Source organism: Xanthomonas sp. CFBP 7698 (assembly GCF_003600855.1).
Classification (GTDB): domain Bacteria; phylum Pseudomonadota; class Gammaproteobacteria; order Xanthomonadales; family Xanthomonadaceae; genus Xanthomonas; species Xanthomonas cannabis.
In genome coordinates this window covers 688,017-705,728 of the sequence record NZ_PRDN01000002.1, presented here as the reverse complement: position 1 = coordinate 705,728, position 17,712 = coordinate 688,017, and the positions used below count along the sequence as shown (strand labels likewise).

Annotated in this window: 9 protein-coding genes and 1 pseudogene; 8 read left to right on the top strand and 2 right to left on the bottom strand. The window is 65.4% G+C overall.

All coding sequences use genetic code 11. The features are described from left to right. The first annotated feature begins 130 nt into the window (after positions 1 to 130). From XnspCFBP7698_RS10910 to pbpC, 5 genes and pseudogenes are all read left to right on the top strand, one after another. Positions 131 to 5,032, top strand: a complete 4,902-nt coding sequence (locus tag XnspCFBP7698_RS10910; RefSeq protein WP_199680143.1) for an alpha-2-macroglobulin — start codon at positions 131 to 133, stop codon at positions 5,030 to 5,032. Between the two features lie 152 nt (positions 5,033 to 5,184). Continuing rightward, a pseudogene (locus XnspCFBP7698_RS10905) lies at positions 5,185 to 5,652 on the top strand (transposase). A gap of 215 nt (positions 5,653 to 5,867) precedes the next feature. Further along, on the top strand, positions 5,868 to 8,930 hold the full coding sequence (locus tag XnspCFBP7698_RS10900) for a TonB-dependent receptor (protein ID WP_104581118.1): 3,063 nt from the start codon (positions 5,868 to 5,870) through the stop codon (positions 8,928 to 8,930). Positions 8,931 to 9,118: 188 nt separating this feature from the next. Beyond that, on the top strand, positions 9,119 to 10,066 hold the full coding sequence (locus tag XnspCFBP7698_RS10895; protein ID WP_146093257.1) for a glycerophosphodiester phosphodiesterase family protein: 948 nt from the start codon (positions 9,119 to 9,121) through the stop codon (positions 10,064 to 10,066). Positions 10,067 to 10,474: 408 nt separating this feature from the next. Continuing rightward, positions 10,475 to 12,865 carry a penicillin-binding protein 1C gene (gene pbpC / locus XnspCFBP7698_RS10885; protein ID WP_199680142.1) on the top strand — a complete coding sequence of 797 codons (2,391 nt, stop codon included), beginning with the start codon at positions 10,475 to 10,477 and terminating at the stop codon, positions 12,863 to 12,865. 519 nt (positions 12,866 to 13,384) lie between these two features. Here the strand turns inward: pbpC and XnspCFBP7698_RS10880 are convergent. Beyond that, the gene (locus XnspCFBP7698_RS10880) at positions 13,385 to 13,945 is read right to left on the bottom strand and encodes a ferritin-like domain-containing protein (RefSeq protein WP_047695444.1); all 561 of its coding nucleotides are present in this window, start codon (positions 13,943 to 13,945) and stop codon (positions 13,385 to 13,387) included. Between the two features lie 41 nt (positions 13,946 to 13,986). Beyond that, positions 13,987 to 14,469 (bottom strand): peroxiredoxin, encoded by a 483-nt coding sequence (locus XnspCFBP7698_RS10875; RefSeq protein WP_047695445.1) that lies wholly within the window; start codon positions 14,467 to 14,469, stop codon positions 13,987 to 13,989. Positions 14,470 to 14,632: 163 nt separating this feature from the next. On the opposite strand from XnspCFBP7698_RS10875, the gene XnspCFBP7698_RS10870 reads away from it, so the two are divergent. The 3 genes from XnspCFBP7698_RS10870 (at position 14,633) to pilH (ending at position 17,369) form a co-directional block, all read left to right on the top strand. Further along, complete coding sequence (locus tag XnspCFBP7698_RS10870; protein WP_047695446.1) at positions 14,633 to 15,109, top strand: Hsp20/alpha crystallin family protein; 477 nt, start codon at positions 14,633 to 14,635, stop codon at positions 15,107 to 15,109. Between the two features lie 396 nt (positions 15,110 to 15,505). Continuing rightward, on the top strand, positions 15,506 to 16,402 hold the full coding sequence (locus XnspCFBP7698_RS10865) for a DnaJ C-terminal domain-containing protein (RefSeq protein ID WP_039565242.1): 897 nt from the start codon (positions 15,506 to 15,508) through the stop codon (positions 16,400 to 16,402). Positions 16,403 to 16,982: 580 nt separating this feature from the next. After that, a complete protein-coding gene (pilH, locus tag XnspCFBP7698_RS10860; protein ID WP_039407238.1) occupies positions 16,983 to 17,369 on the top strand; it encodes a twitching motility response regulator PilH in 387 nt (128 codons plus the stop codon). Positions 17,370 to 17,712 lie beyond the last annotated feature (343 nt).

Below are 17,712 nucleotides of genomic sequence, written 5' to 3'. Positions count from 1 at the left end.
CTGCAAGACGCATGGCGCGCAACGCCAGGGGGGTATGCCTATGCTGCCGCGCAGCGCGTGCGGTTGGGTGCGTCGCTATACTGGTCGTCTCAGTCATGGGATAGCACTAATGGACAGCCGGGAATCAGGGATGAGGGCGTCGGGCACGCGGCGCATGTTGCTGTGGGTGGTACTGCTCACGGTGGCGATTGGCGCGGTGGCCTGCAAGCGCAACGAAAGCGGCCAGCTGCCTGCCGCCAGCGGCGAGGCGATCAAGGCCGACAAGCAGGCCATTACCGGCTTCGCGCTGGCGCGTGCCTATCCCGACCAGACCAGCGATGGGCTGTCGCTGGCGCTGGAATTCTCGCGGCCGTTGGTGGGCACGCAAGATTTCGATGCGGTGGTGCGCTTCGAAGAAAAGGTTGGTACCGGCGACAGCAGCTGGTCGCTGTCCGAAGACGGCAAGACGCTGCGCTACCCGTACGTGGAGGCTGCCAAGGACTACACGGTGCTGGTCGACGCCAATTTGCTGGCCGCCGACGGCAGCCGCCTGGGCAAGCCGCTCAAGCAGAAGGTCTATACCGGCGAACTCAAGCCTGTGGCCGGGTTCGCTTCGCAAGGTAGCGTGTTGCCGGCGCGCGAAAGCCGCGGCCTGCCGGTGGTGTCGGTCAACGTGCCGGAAGTGGACGTGGAGTTCCTGCGCGTGCGCGAGAAATCGCTGCCGGCGTTCTTCCAGCAGTTCCAGCGCGGCGGTCGTCGCGGCAGCTGGGATCTGGAAAGCGAATACAGCGGCAACGAGCCGCTGTCCAAGCTGGCCGACCCGGTCTACGTCAACCGCTTCATTCTTGGCGGCAAGCAGAACGAGCGTGTGCTGACCTACCTGCCCACGCAGGACATCAAGGAGCTGCAGGAGCCGGGCTTGTACTTCGCGGTGATGAAGCGTGCCGGCAGTTTCGAAAACGAATTCGATACCGCGTTTTTCACCGTCAGCGACATCGGCCTGCACACGCGCGCCTACAAGGACAAGCTGTTCGTGCACACCGCCTCGTTGCAGAGCGGCGAGCCGATCAAGAACGTGGAACTGCGCATCCTCGATGCCAAGGGCGAGTTGTTTCTCAAAGGTACGACCGACGGCAACGGCAACGCACTGCTCAACTACACGCTCGACGCCGGCCATGTGCTGACTGCGCGCAGCAAGACCGATGTGTCGTTGCTGCCATTCAATCAGCCGGCATTGGATCTGAGCGAGTTCGCCGTGGCCGGGCGCCAGAGCGCGTGGTTCGACGTGTTTGCCTGGGCAGGTCGCGATCTGTATCGCCCCGGTGAGACCATGCGGGTCTCGGCGATCCTGCGCGACAACGACGGCAAGCCCACCAAGCCGCAGCCGGTGTTCCTGCGCCTGAAACAACCGGACGGCAAGACGTTCCGCGAGACCAAACTGCAGCCCGGCGAGCAGGGCTATTTCGAGTTCACCCAGCAGATTCCGGCCGATGCGCCGACCGGCCGCTGGCAGGTGGAATTCCGCACCGACCCGGCCAGCAAGGACGCCGTGCAGGGCATGACCGTGCGTGTGGAAGAGTTCCTGCCCGAGCGCATGAAGCTGGACCTGGACAGCACGCAAAAGACCCTGGGCGCCGGGCAGCCGTTCAAGCTGGTGGCCAATGCCGCGTACTTGTACGGCGCGCCGGCCGACGGCAACCGCTTCACCGCCAAGCTGGCGGTCAGCGTGGAGCAGCATCCGCTCGAATCGTTGCCGGGCTGGTTCTTCGGCGACCCGACGCTGGAGCTGCCGCGCGAAGCCAAGGACGTGATCGATACTGAGTTCGGCAGCGACGGCATCCTGCGCGAAGACATCGCATTGCCGGCCGAGGCCAAGCCGGTCAGCACGATTGCGGCAGTGGTCTCCGGCAGCGTGTATGAAACCGGCGGGCGCACCGTCACCCGCACCCTCAAGCGGGTGCTGTGGCCGGCCAAGGCGTTGGTCGGCGTGCGCCCCTTGTTCGACGACGCCGATGGTGCCGACGCCAACAGCAATGCGCGTTTTGAAATCACCCGCGTGGATGCCGATGGCAAGCCGCAGCCGGCCAAGGGCCTGAAGGTCACCCTGGTGCGCGAGCTGCGCGACTACCACTGGAACTACACCGACAACCATTGGGATTACGACTTCACCCGCCGCTTCGAGAACAAGGACACGCGCACGCTGGACGTGGGCAGCGCCAATGCCAAGATCGATTTCCCGGTGGAGTGGGGCGAGTACCGCCTGGATGTGTTCGACCCGGCGAGCGGGCTGACCACGCGTTACCCGTTCCGTGCGGGCTGGAGCTGGAACGACGAAAACCGCGGCCTGGACGCGCGCCCGGACAAGGTCAAGCTGGCGCTGGACAAGACCGGCTACCGCGCCGGCGACACGCTCAAGGTGACGCTGACCCCGCCGCATGCCGGCAAGGGCGTGCTGCTGGTGGAAAGCGACAAGCTGCTGTACGTGCAGGACATCGACGTCAAGCCGGGCAGCACGTTTGAACTCCCGGTCACGGAAGCCTGGGAGCGGCACGACGTCTATGTCACCGCGCTGGTGTTCCGCGGCGGCACCGCGCCGAGCAAGATCACCCCCGCGCGTGCGGTGGGCGTGGCGCATGTGCCGATGGACCGCAAGGCACGGCGTGTGGCGGTGGGCTTGTCCGCACCCAAGCAGATGCGCCCCGAGCAACCCCTGCCGGTGACGGTGAGCGTGCCCGAGCTGGCCGGCAAGGCCGCGCACGTGACCATTTCGGCGGTGGACGTAGGCATCCTCAACATCACCCGTTTCCCGGTGCCCGACGCCAACGCGCAGTTCTTTGCGCAGCGCCGCCTGGGCACCGATGCCTATGACATCTACGGGCGGGTGATCGAAAGCTTCGAAGGCGCCAGCGGCAAGCTCAAGTTCGGCGGCGACATGGCACTGGAAGCCTTGCCGCAGGCCAAGCGCCCGACCGCACGCGTGCAGACCGTGGACCTGTTCTCCGGTTCGGTAACACTCGATGCCAAGGGCAACGCGCGGGTGCAACTACCGGTGCCGGATTTCAACGGCACCTTGCGGGTGTCGGCATTGGTGTACTCGGACACGCGTTACGGCAACCGCGACATGGAAACCATCGTGCGCGCGCCGATCCTGGCCGAAGCCAGCATGCCGCGGGTGATGGCCCCGGGCGACCGCAGCACGGTGACGCTGGATGTGCAGAACTTCACCGGCAAACCGGGCGAGTTCAACGTGCGCGTGGAGGGCATTGGCCCGCTCGCCATCGCCGAGGCGGCGCGCAGCGTCAAGCTGGGTGTGGACGCCAAGCAGACGCTGAGCTTTCCGCTGAGCGCCACCGAAGGCTACAGCGTGGCCAAGGTGCGCGTGCGCGTGGATGGCAATGGCTTCAAGGCCGACCGCAGCTACGAGCTGCCGGTACGCGCCGGCTGGCCGCAGGTATTGCGTACGCAGACCCGTGTGCTCGACCCGCTGGCGCCGATCACCCTGGACAGCAGCTTTGCCGATGGCCTGATGGCCGGCTCGGTGACCGCGCGCATGGTGGTCAGCCCGCTGCCGCCGATTCCGTTCGCCAGCGCCCTGCAAGGCGCGTTGGAGTACCCGTACGGCTGCGCCGAGCAGACCACCAGCAAGGGCTACGCGGCGCTGTTGCTCGACGATGCCACCGCCAGGGCGCTGGGGACCAAGGGGCTGGAAGCGGCCAAGCGCCGCGAGCGCATGGAAGGCGCGTTCGGCCGGCTGGCGTCGATGCAGATCGCCAGCGGGCATTTTTCGATGTGGGGCGACGATGGCTACGTCAACCCGGGGCTGACGCCGTACATCGCCGAGTTCCTGCTCGATGCCAAGGACGCCGGCTTTGCGGTGCCCGACAACGTGCTGCAGAAGGCGCTCAATCGTTTGAGCGAAGACCTGTTGTCCGGCGGCAACGAGTTCTATGGGCAGGACCGCCGCGACAACCTGAAGTTCGCCAATCAAGCCTGGTCGGGCTATGTCCTGGCGCGCGTCAATCGCGCCCCGCTGGGCACCTTGCGCGCGCTGTACGACAACCAGCGCGACAAGGCGCTGACCGGCCTGTCGCTGGTGCATCTGGGTGTGGCGTTGTCGCTGCAGGGCGACACCAAGCGCGGCGATGCGGCGATCAAGGCCGGCTTTGCCAAGGACAGCGGCGAGCGGCCGCCGTATTTCGGCGACTACGGCAGCGCGATTCGCGACGACGCGCTGATGATGGCGTTGCTGCACGAGCGCGGCTTGTCCAAGCCCGAGTACGACACCCGTGCGGTGGCCCTGGGGCGCGCGCTGGACGCACGTCGTGCCACCGGCTGGCTGTGGCTGAGCACGCAGGAACAGGTCGCCCTGGCGCGCCTGGGCAAGGCGCTGATGGTGGGGCAGGGCAAGCAGGTGTCCGGCACGCTGACGGTCGGCGGCGATGCACAGCAGATCGCCCCTGCACGTTTGTTCGGGCGCAGCTTCGACAGCGCCGCGCTGGCGCGTGGGGTGCAGTTCGCACCGCAGGGCGAAGCCCCGATGTATGCCAGCCTGGAAGTGGCCGGCATCCCGCGCAGCGCACCGGAGCCGGACACGCGCCATCTCAGCGTGGAGCGCAGCTGGTACACCACCGACGGCAAGCCGTGGACACCGCAGGCCTTGAAGGAAGGCGAGGCGTTGATCGTGCGCGTCACCATCACCGCCAACAGCAACATGCCCGACGCCTTGCTCACCGACCTGTTGCCGGCCGGGCTGGAGATCGAGAACTTCAATCTCGGCGATGCCAAACAATGGGCTGACGTGGTGGTGGACGGCATCGGCATCAGCGAGCGTTCCAGCGCCGCCGACGTCAAGCACGAAGAGTTCCGCGACGACCGCTATGTGGCCGCGCTGGCGCTGTCCTCGGGCAGCAAGGCGCAGGTGTACTACCTGGTGCGCGCAGTCTCGCCGGGTACGTACACGGTGCCGCCATCGCTGGTGGAAGACATGTACCGCCCCGAGCTGCGTGGCGTGGGCCGCAGCACGCCGGCCACGATGACGGTGGTGCAGCCGTAGGGCAAAAAGGTAGGAGCGCGCTCGCGCGCGATGAGGCTTTCCCAGGAATGCCCCATCGCGCGCAAGCGCGCTCCTACGTTCGGGAGTTCTCTCACCGACGCGGGCGTGCGACTCCCATTCAAGCGCTTGCTTAGGTGGAGCAGCATGCATCGATGATCAGCTCTATTTCCGCAGGACATCGCGCGCTTCGTCGTGGCCGACGCTCGCTTGAAAATTGCTGCTATCTACTCACCGTTACAACCTGTCAGCGGCGACGTGTGTTCGACGATTTCAGCTTGCTGCGTTGGCTTGCCGTGCGTTCATCGCCGCGCTACCGGAAGATGCCATGTTGCTTGCTTGGGTGCTGATGCCGGACCATGTCCACTGGCTGTTGCAGTTGGGAGATGTCACGCCGCTGGCGCGTACTGTGTCATGCATGAAGGCAGCAAGTACGCGTGCGGTCAACAGGCAACGGGAATTGCCCAGCGCGGTTTGGACGCGCGCCTACCACGACCGCGCCTTGCGCAAGGACGACGATCTGCGCATCGTGGCTCGCTACCTTATCGCCAATCCGCTGCGCGCCGGAATGGTTGAACGGGTCGGCGATTACCCATTTTTGGGACGCAATCTGGTTGCCGTAGGAGCGCGCCCGCGCGCGATTGGGCATCGCCGGGAAAGCCTCATCGCGCGCGAGCGCGCTCCTACGCCAGTAAAAACGCCGCTTCGCAGCAAGCGACATCACTGCGCACTGTCTTCTTGATGCGATGCGCGCGACACGCAAGAGTCATTTTTACGGGCTACGGTGGCGTGCTTTCTCATCGGCGCGGCGTGATTGCTGCGCGACTTACGGGATTCCATGCAGCGCTCCGATTCGTACCGTGTGCACCTGTCCGTTCTCGCCGTGGCCATCGCGGCCTGTTCGCCTGCCTCGCAGGCATCCGCCAACGAGCGCGCGGCGATTGCAGTCGGCGCCTCATCTCAAACGTCTTCTGCGGCGATGACCACGGCCACGAGCGCATCGGCGAGTGCAGTTACAGCGACAGCCGATAATGGCGAGGCAACCACGTCCGGCGCGGGGATTGCGACCGCACTGCAAGGTTCTTCGGTGTCAGCCGGTGCCTCTGCGGATTTCAGAGACCCTGCATCGTCGTCATCGATACAAGACGATGCAACCAACACCGACAGACCGCCCACCACCGCATCAGGCGTACAAACCCTCGATGCAATGCAGGTCACCGGCGTGCGCCGCGCCAATGCGGCGGCGGTGGAGAGCAAGCGTGCGGCGACCAACATCACCGATGTGATCAGCGCCACCGACGTACGCGCCTTGCCCGATAGCACCATCGTCGAAGCGTTGCGCCGCGTGCCTGGCCTGTCCGTGCTGCCGGCCACCGACAACGAGCATCCCCGCGATGAAGCCGCCACGCCGGTATTGCGTGGCCTGGGGCCGTCGTACAACAACGTCACCATCGACGGGCTCACCATCGCCTCGCCCGGTACGCCGAACGGGACGCTCGGTTCGATCACCCGCGGCGTCCGTCTGGATTTGCTGCCCGCCTCGATGGTCAGCGAGTTGCAGGTGGTCAAGACGTTCACCCCCGACCTGGATCCCAATGCCACCGGCGGTGCAATCAACCTCAAGACCCGCAGCGCATTCGAAAACGGCGGCAAGCCGTTCTTCAGCGCCGAAGCCGCGCTTGGCCACGCCAACGACGTGGGCAAGCCACGCGATCAGGACGAGCTGGGCTACCGGTTGAATGCCACCGGCAGCCGCACCTTTGGTAGCGAGCAGCAATATGGACTCACGGTGTCGGCCAACTACCAGACGCTCAGCAGCTATACCGAAACCCATATGACCACCGACACGGTGCATTACGGGTTCTACGACAACAACGGCATGCTGCAGACCGGCGCCAATCTCGGCAATGGCTGGGCAGTGCCGCAGCAGGACAAGTATTGGTACGTGCAAAACCAGCGCGACCGCTACGGCGTCACCGGCAAGTTCGAGATGCGACCCAGTGCCGCGCTCGAAGCGTATGCGATGGCCGGCTACTATTATTTCAAGGACGACATGGAGCGCAACGAGGTCATCATCGACCCGCGCAACCGCAACCAGGTGTTCAATCAGACTGCCACCTCCGGCAGTTATCCGGGTGGTGACATCGAGGTGGGTTACTCGAACCAGATCGTCACCACGCGCACCAAGGTCGCGCAGTTGGGCACCATCTGGCGGCCCACCGATCGGCAGCAGTTTTCCGCGCGCGGTGCGTGGTCGGATGCGACCTACGACGAGCCGATCCGCATGATCAAGTACGCCACCGGCATCACCCGTGCCGCGCCGGTGCCGGTGGGCCAGACCGGCAGTGGAGTGACCATCAATGCCACGCCAAATTATGCGTTCAACTACGACACCTCCGGTTTCGATCAACGCTTCGCGGTATCGCCGCAGGCGTACAACACCCTCGACAACTACAGCCTGTCGTACTGGCGCCCGGACTATAAGCGCACCGCGGCCGATCGCATCCTCACCGGACGGCTCGATTACGGCTTCAATCAAGGGGAAAGCGATCAGGGCGTCGGTTTCGCGGCGGGCGTGTCGTACACCACCGACAAGCCGTCCTACGATATCTTTCGTGTCGAATATCAGCCCAACACGACGGCGCCCGCGTTCGGCCTGGCCGATGTGGTCGGCACCGGCAGGGCGCCGATGCGCTACGCCGGTTTGAACCTGCTGAGCATCGACCCGAACAAGGCCAATCGCGTACTGGCCGCCACGCCGCTGAGCGCGTTCAATAGTACCGACCAACAGGCTTTCAGCAATCAGGACAACTTCACCCATACCGAAAAAACCTTCGGCAGCTACGGCCTGGTCAGCTATCGCAGCGACCGCTTCAACGTGCAGGCCGGCGTGCATTTCGACAGCACCAAGCTCGACACGGTCGGCCGCCAGCGGCAGCTGGATGCAGCAAGCAATCGCTACGTGTATGTCGATAACCCAACCAGTGCGGACTACGACTACCTGTTGCCGTCGGCCATCATGACCTATCACCTGACCGACGCACTGGACCTGCGCGCCGGTGCAAGCCGCACGCTGGGCCGCCCACCGTACGATGCCTATGCGGCGCGCACCTCGATCGGCTTCGTCAATACGGCAGATGCCGGTAATCCGAATGCGCAGGGCGTCACCGTCACCATCGGCAACCCGGACATCAAGCCGCGTGTGTCCAATAACCTGGACCTGTCGCTGGAATGGCGCCTTCCCGGCGACTTCGATGCATTCGCGTCCGCTGCCGTGTTCGACAAGCGCATACAGGACGAGATCTTTACGCTCTCGCGCACCGACAGCTTCACCTTCGATGGCACCACTTACGCGAATGCGTTGATCAGCACGCCGGCAAATGCGGCGAAAGCACGTATTCGCGGTGTGGAGCTCAACGGCATCGTCAATACGCTGGCGCCCATCGCGCCGTGGTTGAGCGGTGTCGGTTTCAGCGCCAATGTCGCGGTGCTCGATGGCAGCCTGGATGTGCCTTACAGTGTTGGCAGCGGCAGCAGCCTGACCCAGCGCGAGCGCAAACTCGACAATCTGGTCGGTCAGCCGGACTACACCGCCAATGCCACGCTGTTCTACAACACCGGCGGGCTGGAGTTGCGTGCGGCCTACAACCGGCAAGGCAAGGCATTGCGGTCCATCGTCAGCAATATCGATTGGCAGGACCTGTACTGGTCGCCGCGCTCGCAGCTGGATTTCACTGCCACCTATGCGGTCAGCAAGCAATTGAGCCTGATCGGCCAGGTCAGCAACATCACCCACAGCCGCATCACCAGCGTGACCGGCCCGGGGCAGAACCTGCTCAAGGACAGTTATTCGGTGCCCACCACCTACTGGGTGGGTCTGCGGTTTACGCCGGCGTTGTAAGCGCGATCAGTTTGCGTTGGCAACGTTGTAGAGCTGTGCCATCCCGCCGGAGTGCTGCCATCCAGAAGCGCATCACTACAACCTACACACTTCATCCGTATCTGCATCTACAGCGTCGAGCACGCCACGCGGCAATGCATCTGCGCCGCACACTGGTTTTGCAAGTCACCCGATTGGGAGTTGTTCGAATGACACCACGTTCCATTGCCATCCTCGCTGCCTTGCTGTGCGCTGCCGTGGTCACCACAGCGAGCGCAGCGCCTGCGGGCGTCGCCGCGATCCAGGCACGCCTGGCCAACCCGCAAGGCGGCATCGTGGTGGTGGCGCACCGCGGTTGTCATGCCGCCGCACCACAGCACGGCTTCACCGATACCGCACCGGAGAACTCGCTTGCGGCACTGGAGCGCTGCATCGCAATCGGTGCCGATGTGATGGAAACCGATGTGCGGCGCGCGGCCGATGGCACGCTGGTGATGCTGCACGATGCCACCGTGGACCGCACCACCGACGGCACCGGCAAGCTGTCCGAGCTCACGCTGAGCGACCTGCAAAAACTGCGCCTGCGCAGCGATGAAGGTGGCGCACAGGCACCGCTCACCGACCAGCGCGTAGTCACGCTCGACCAGATGCTTGCCAAGGCCAAAGGGCGCATCCTGCTCAACCTGGACGTCAAGGATGCGATCTATGTGCAAGTGATCGACGCGGTCGCGCGCGCCGGCATGCAGCATCAGGTGATCGTCAAGGCCGAGGCGGGCATCGCCACGCCACCGCTGGCAGCGATGGTGCCGTTCGACACCGTGTACTTCTTCCCGATCCTGATCAATGCACACGGCAACGCCGACCTGGCCGCCATTGCCACCGCGCAGACCCGCAATGCGCGTCCGATGGCGTTCGAGTTGCCCAAGATGGCCGCGGCGCAATTACCGGCATTGGTGGCGGTGAGCAAGGCACGCAACGTGCGGCTGATGGTCAATTCGCTGTGGGATGGCTTTATCGCCGGCTACGGTGGCGACGCCGATGCCGAGCGCAACCCGGACAAGGTGTGGGGCCGGATGTACCGCGATGGCGTGTCGATCATCCAGACCGATGCACCGGAAGCCTTGCTGCGCTATCGCGCCAGCTTGGAAAAGCGCTGAGCGGAAGCGACCAGGCGGCCGTCCCGCGCGGCGGCAACCAGGTGTAGCACGGCGCGCTGTGCATCAAACAACGCACGTCACGTCAACCGAACTGTATTTGTAGGCATTGCCATTGCCTGACGGCAATGCGTGCTGCTACCGATGGGCACCGACCACGCCCTTCGGTGTGAGTGGCCTGATCGTTGCAGGCACTTCATGCGGCGGCCACGGATAAGATCAGACGGTTGATCGCAAGGATATCCACCTGTCGCTCAGGGTTTTCGCCTGGCCTTTGGGCCAGTAGCTTGTCCGGCTGTCGTGCAGCTGATCGCGCCAAGACGCCGGGCCCGGGCCGCATAGCAGTGGCCGAAACGCATTTTGCCCTGCATGCTCTGCGCGATGGATGAACAGCCGCAGGCACAAACAGGGATGGATCGGACGCAGGCGCACCCGCAAGCGCCGAACCATCAGGCTCGCGACGGGCGCCGCTGGCTGCGGTGGCTGCGCTTGAGTGCGGCTGCCCTGCTGAGCGCCCTGCTGCTGCTGGACCTGGCCTTCCCGTTGCCGCTGCCTAAGTCGCGCGACACCTCCACCCTGGTGGTTGCGCGCGACGGCACGCCGTTACGTGCGTTTGCCGACCGCAATGGCGTGTGGCGCTATCCGGCCACGCCGCAGAGCGTATCGCCGCTGTATCTGCAGGCATTGCTCAATTACGAAGACCGCTGGTTCTGGCGCCATCCCGGCGTCAATCCGTGGGGGCTGCTGCGTGCCGGCGGGCAGTGGATTGGGCAGGGCCGCATCGTGTCCGGCGGCTCCACGCTGACCATGCAGGTGGCGCGCATTCTGGACCCGCACACGCGCACGCCATGGGGCAAGGCCAAGCAGCTGTTGCGCGCATTGCAGCTGGAAGCGCACCTGAGCAAGCGCGAGATTCTCAACCTGTACCTGGAACGCGCGCCCTACGGCGGCACCATCGAAGGCGTGGAAGCGGCCAGCTGGGCGTACCTGGGTAAACCGGCGAAAGCGTTGTCGCAGGCCGAAGCCGCGTTGCTGGCGGTGCTGCCGCAATCGCCCAGCCGGCTGCGCCCGGACCGTCACCCGGAAGCGGCGCAACGGGCGCGCGACAAGGTGCTCGATCGCATGGTGGAGCTGGGCGTGTGGTCGCGCGCGCAGGTGGACGATGCGCGCATCGAGCCGGTGGTCACGCGCTCGCTCAAGCCGCCGTTGCATGCAGCCCTGCTTGCCCAGCGCCTGCACAGCGCGCAGCCGCGCGCGGCGCGCATCGTAACCACGCTGGATGTGGAACTGCAGCGCACGCTGGAAGAGCGCGTGGCCACGTATTTTTCGCAGCTGCCCGAGCGCACCTCTGCAGCCTTGCTGGTGGTGGACAACGCCAGCATGGAAGCACGCGCCTATGTCGGCTCGGCTAGCTTCGGCGATCGTCAGCGGCTGGGGCATGTGGACATGGTGCAGGCCTGGCGCTCGCCTGGCTCCACCCTCAAGCCGTTCCTGTACGGCATGGCGCTGGACGATGGCCTGATCCACTCGGAGAGCCTGCTGGTAGACGCGCCGCAGAGCTTTGGCGATTACCGGCCGGGCAACTTCGATGCAGCATTCAATGGCCCGGTGAGCGCAGCCACTGCATTGCGCTTGTCGTTGAACGTGCCGGCAGTGGATCTGCTTGATCGCATCGGCCCGGCGCGCTTTGCCGCGCGATTGGGCAATGCCGGCATCGCCCTGCATTTTCCGCGTGGCAGTACGCCATCGCTGGCCGTGATCCTGGGCGGCACCGGCGCGCAATTGCAGGAACTGGTGGGTGCATTCGCCGCGCTCAATCGCGGCGGCATCGCCGGGCGTGTGCGCTATACGCCCGGCGATGCGCGCGTCGAGCGCCGGCTAATGTCGCCGGGCGCGGCCTGGATCGTGCGTGAGATCCTGCAGAGCAATCCGCGCCCTGGCTACGGCAGCGGCACCTTCGATACCGCAGCGCGTCCGGGCGTGGCGTGGAAGACCGGTACCAGCTACGGCTACCGCGATGCCTGGGCGATCGGTGGCACGCGGCGTTACACCGTGGGCGTGTGGGTGGGGCGGCCGGATGGCACGCCGTTGCCCGGCCAATACGGCGCGGTGACTGCGTTGCCGTTGATGTTCGAAGTCATCGATGCCTTGCCGCGCAGTGCCGGCGACAGTGCGCCTTTGCCGATGCCGGCCACGGTGCAGCCCGTGCAGATCTGCTGGCCGCTGGGTGGTGCTGCCGACCAGACGCCACCGCCCTTGTGCGCGCGCCGTGCCGACGCCTACACGCTCGACGGCGCGGTACCACCCACCTTTGCCGAGCGCGATGCACGCCTGTGGCAAAGCGGGCAACTGCAATTCGAGGTGGACGCGCGCAGCGGCCTGCGCTTGTCACAGGAGTGCACCCAGCCGCACGCGCGTGCGACGCGTGCATTGGCGCGCTGGCCGGCACTGGTGTCGCCCTGGCTCAGCGCCGCAGAACGTCACGCCGCGCAACTGCCACCATTGGCGCCGGACTGCCTGCCGGACGGGCGCATGACCGGCGGCGGTGTGCTGCGGATCGACGGCCTGACCGACCGCGCCACCCTGGCGCGCGCCAACGACACCGCACGCCCGGTGCGCCTGCAGCTGCGCGCACTGGGCAGCGAGGCGCGCATCGACTGGCTGCTGGACGGCCGCTGGATCGCGCAGACCAGCGGGCGCCAGGCATTCCAGCGCGACTTTGCCGAGACAGGTGCGCACACGCTGACCGCCATGGCCAGTGACGGCGCCTGGACGCAACTGCGGTTTCGTGTATTGCGCTGAGCGCCGTACCAGCGTGATCGATCGCTAGCTGACATATAGGAGCGCCTGGGCGCGATAGGCGTTACCGGGAAGGCCCGTCGCGCCCAAGGGCGCTCCTACGAGAAGCGGTAGCTATTGCAATTCTGCTGCATCGTTCGCTGATGACGTCTGCGCAACGTGGGCGGCACCCGATTCGTCCGTATCGCTGTTTTGGGGGGTAGCCCGGCCAACCCAATGTAGGAGCGCCCCTGGGCGCGATGGGCGTTACCGGTAAGGCCCGTCGCGCCCGGGGGCGCTCCTACGAGAAGCACTGCGTATCGATCTTGTGACTTGCTGACGCGGTTACGTCGTCGTGCGACATGCGCCGAAAACAGAAAGGGCGCACGTGGCGCCCTGTCTGTTTCGTTATCGAGGGGTGTCCACGTCATGCCGATGCAGTCATCCGGCATGACCTAGCGCATCGCGGTTGCAGGCACGTGCAAATGATCGACGTTGCCTGCGCTCCTAATGCATGCGGTGCGCAGCACCACACCGATCACCTCATTCGCCGATCCAGCCTTCCAGCATGTCGGCGAACTCGTCGGCGTGCTCTTCTTCCTGGGCCAGGATGCTTTCCAGGATGCGCTTGGTGGTGGTGTCCTTGTCGCCGATGAAATCAATCATCTCGCGGTAGCTGTCGATGGCGATGCGTTCGGCGATCAGGTTTTCCTTGACCATGTCGCGCAGGTCGGTGCCTTCCTTGTATTCGGCGTGCGAACGCTTGGTCAGCGTGTCCGGGTTGAGGTCGGGTTCGCCGCCCAGTTGCACGATGCGCTCGGCAAGCTTGTGCGCATGCGCCTGTTCCTGCTGCGCGTGCTCCAGGAATTCGCCCTTGACCGCATCGGCCAACATGCCCTTGGCCATGAAGTAATGGCGGTAGTAGCGCAAGGTGCACACGTATTCGGTGGCGAGCGCGGTGTTGAGCAACGCGATCACCTTTTCGCGATCGGCATGGTAGCTCTCCGTGATGGCGCCGTCTTCGATGCTCTGGCGTGCGCGGGCGCGCAGGGTGGCGGTATCGGTGATACCGGCGGGGGTGGTGCTGGCTGGCTGATCAGACATGGCTGGCCGTTTTCCTTCTGAGTGGACGGGGGACTTACGCTTCAATCGGGCAGGTGCTGCAGCACGTAATCGGCTGCAGACACCTTGAATTCGCCGGGCTCTTCGACGAACAAGGCCTTGACCACGCCGTCGTCGGCATACAACGCGTAGCGACGCGAACGCAGGCCCATGCCCGAGCCGCTCGCGTCGATTTCCAGGCCCAGTGCGCGGGCAAGTTCGGCATTGCCGTCGGGCAGCAGGTGCAGGCCGTCGGGTACCAACTGGCTGCGGCCCCAGGCCTGCATCACGAACGGGTCGTTGACGGCGGTGCACAGGACCTCGATACCGCGTTTGCGGAACGCTTCGAAGTGTTCCACGTAGCCCGGCAGGTGCTTGGCCGAACAGGTCGGCGTGAATGCGCCCGGCACCGCGAACAGCAGCACCTTGCGGCCGGCAAACAAGGTATGGGTGTCGACCGCCTCGATGCCTTCGCGCATGCGCTTGAGCACCACTTCGGGAATGCTGTCACCAACGGCGATGGTCATGGGGCTGTGCTCCTGTGGCTGAACGAATTCTAGAAAAGGGCAGGGGAAAGGCGCGTCAACGCGCTTGAAATCCGCAGCGCGACGCCTATCTGACGCACATGGCCGGCGCGGTACGCGCATGCCGCCGCCGCCGGCCCCTTACCCAACCTTTTGGAGGCTCGCAATGAACATCGTTCGTTATCCCCAGTGGCCCACCCACGCCCTGCAAAACGAGATCAAGCATGTGTTCGACCGCTTCTTCGAACAGAACGGCGACACCGACGAATCGGCGGTGGTGACCGCGCAGTGGGTGCCGCGTGTGGACATCAAGGAAGAGGCCAATCACTTCGTGCTGTATGCCGACCTGCCGGGGATCGACCCCAGCCAGATCGAGGTGCAGATGGACAAGGGCATCCTGTCGATCAAGGGCGAGCGCAAGGGCGAGTCCAGCACCGAGACCGAGCGCTTCTCGCGTATCGAGCGCCGCTACGGCAGCTTCCACCGCCGCTTCGCGCTGCCCGATAGCGCCGATGCCGACGGCATCACCGCAGCCGGGCATAACGGTGTGCTGGAAATCCGCATTCCCAAGCGTCCCGCGGCCACCCCGCGTCGCATTCAGGTGGGCAACGGGCAGGACACCAGTGGCAGCACCGTGCAGTAAGCGCGCGCAGCGTTGCGTTGAGGTAGTTGCCGGGTGAGTCGCCGGTTTGGTCTGAGCGCCGATGCGCCCAGCCTTCGGCCCTCCGGCGACCACCGCCCGTGCAGGTGGCGCACCGCTGCGAGGCAACGGACCCTGGAGCGATGTCACCTGACTTCGCTCCCCGGCGACGACCGCGCCGTAGAATAGGCGCGGTCGCCCGCCCGGCTGCGAAGAGATCGGCCAGCAACCCCGTTGCGTGACCGTCATGCGGGTGCGGCTGGTGTTGCAGTGGCGGGTACGGCATGTACCCGTCACGTTTCGCCAGCTGCGCCATCCATGGCTGTCCTACGGGAATGCCCGCCCTCGAACTGGCTCGTGGCCTCGGCTGCGGGCCGTTTTTTTTCCAGAGGTGATTAGATGGAATTCAAGGATTACTACGCAACGCTGGGCGTGGAGCCCAGCGCGGGCGATGCGGAAATCAAGACCGCCTATCGCCGGTTGGCGCGCAAGTACCACCCCGACGTCAGCAAGGAAGCCGGCGCCGAAGACAAGTTCAAGGCGATCAACGAAGCCTACGAGGCATTGCGCGACCCGGCCAAGCGCAAGGCTTACGATCAGTTGAAGGCGCAGGGGTATCGCCCGGGCGACGAGTTCCAGGCCCCGCCCAGCTATGGCGGCGGGCAGGGCTTCGACTATGAAGAGGTGTTCGGCAACGGCGGCGCCGGCGGCGGTTTCAGCGATTTCTTCGAGAGCCTGTTCGCCGGCCAGCGCGGTGGCCGTCCGCGCGGCCCGGGTGCCGGTGCGGGCGCAGGTGCCGGCCCACAGACGCGCGGCGACACCCGCGCCAAACTCGCGGTACCGCTGGAAGCCGTGCATTCGGGTGACAGCGTGCGCATCACCATCAACGGCAAGCAGCTGGACGTGCGCGTGCCCAAGGGCGTGCAGCCAGGCCAGGTGATCCGCCTGAGCGGGCAGGGCAACGGCGGCGGCAACCTGCTGCTGGAGATCGAGTACGCCGCCCACCCACAGTTCGAGGTGGACGGGCGCAACATTCTGTACACCCTGCAGGTCATGCCCTGGCAGGCAGCGCTGGGCACCACCATCAGCGTGCCGACCCTGGGCGGCTCGGTGGAACTGAAGGTGCCCGCCGACTCGGACGCCGGCCGCAAGTTGCGCCTGCGCGGCCGCGGCCTGCCGGGCACGACCCCGGGTGACCAGATCGTGGAGCTGGAGATCCTGGCCCCGGCTCCCACCGACGACGCGCAGAAGAAGGCGTACCGTAATCTCGCCAAGGCATTTGGCGAGACGGTGTGAGTGAACTGATCAGCGCCTGCTAGAAGAGCCCCTCTCCCTGCGGGAGAGGGGTTGGGGTGAGGGTACGTAGGTCAGCGATGCGGCAGTCGCCCTCGAACTGCGCCATCGAGCCGCAGCCGTACCCTCATCCGGCGCTGCGCGCCACCTTCTCCCGGTGGGAGAAGGGTGCACGTCCCTCTCCTCGTGGGGGAGAAGAAGGATAAGCACCTCTCCTGCGGGAGAGGGGTTGGGGTGAGGGTACGTAGGTCAGCAATGCGGCAGTCGACCTCGACCTGCGCCATCGAGCCGCAGCCGCACCTCATCCGGCGCTGCGCGCCACCTTCTCCCCCATGCAGGAGGGCAATGTCCCGATGGGAGAAGGGGATCAGCGTCGCTGTCCGTCGATTGCTGCGTTGAATCCAACCATGCCTTGGCCGACGTAGTACTCCAGCAGTCGCCTACAAAGAACGACTGCGCGTCAGTCCATCGCATGTCGCAACCTTCGCCAACCACCAACCACCAACCACCAACCACCAACCTGGCCCAGCTATCGAAAGCGCAGCCGGCGCACTACACTCGCCGCGCACACTAGGGGAAACACATGGCACGCATTTTGATCGTCGACGACTCGCCGTCGCAGCTGCTGGGGATTCAGCGCATCGTCGAGAAGCTCGGGCACGAGACCATCACCGCCACCGATGGCGCCGCCGGCGTGGAAGCGGCCAAGGAGTCGCTGCCGGATCTGGTGCTGATGGACGTGGTCATGCCCAACCTCAACGGCTTCCAGGCCACGCGCACGCTCAAGCGCGAGCCCACCACCCAGCACATCCCGGTGATCCTGGTGACCACCAAGGACCAGGACACCGACCGCATGTGGGGCATGCGCCAGGGCGCCCGCGCCTACATCACCAAGCCGTTTTCCGAAGACGAACTGCTGGAAGTGATGGAGCGCGTGTTCAACCAGAAGGACGAATCGCCGACGGCGTGATCGCCGGGTGCCGCGCCGCGTGTGCAGCCCCTGCGGCCGTTGCCGCACTACCGTGGCAGCCGGCGCCGCAGCTGCCGGCAGTGTCGGTGGCGGTTCCACATCAGCCAGCCGGCAAGGCTGCCGCCGGGCAAGGCAGGGCAGTTCAGCGCTGCGGTCAGCGCGTCCGTCCTCGCGCATGCCCGGTGAGACCGGCAGGTACTTGTGCTGGTCATCCATCAACAGGGCACCGGCGCGCCAGCGAGGTCCCTCGTCCCCCGCACATGCCATGCTGCACAGCAATGGGCCCCAATCCACCCAGCGGCTAAATCGCCGATGCACCGGACCGGGCCTTTCAAAACGGCCG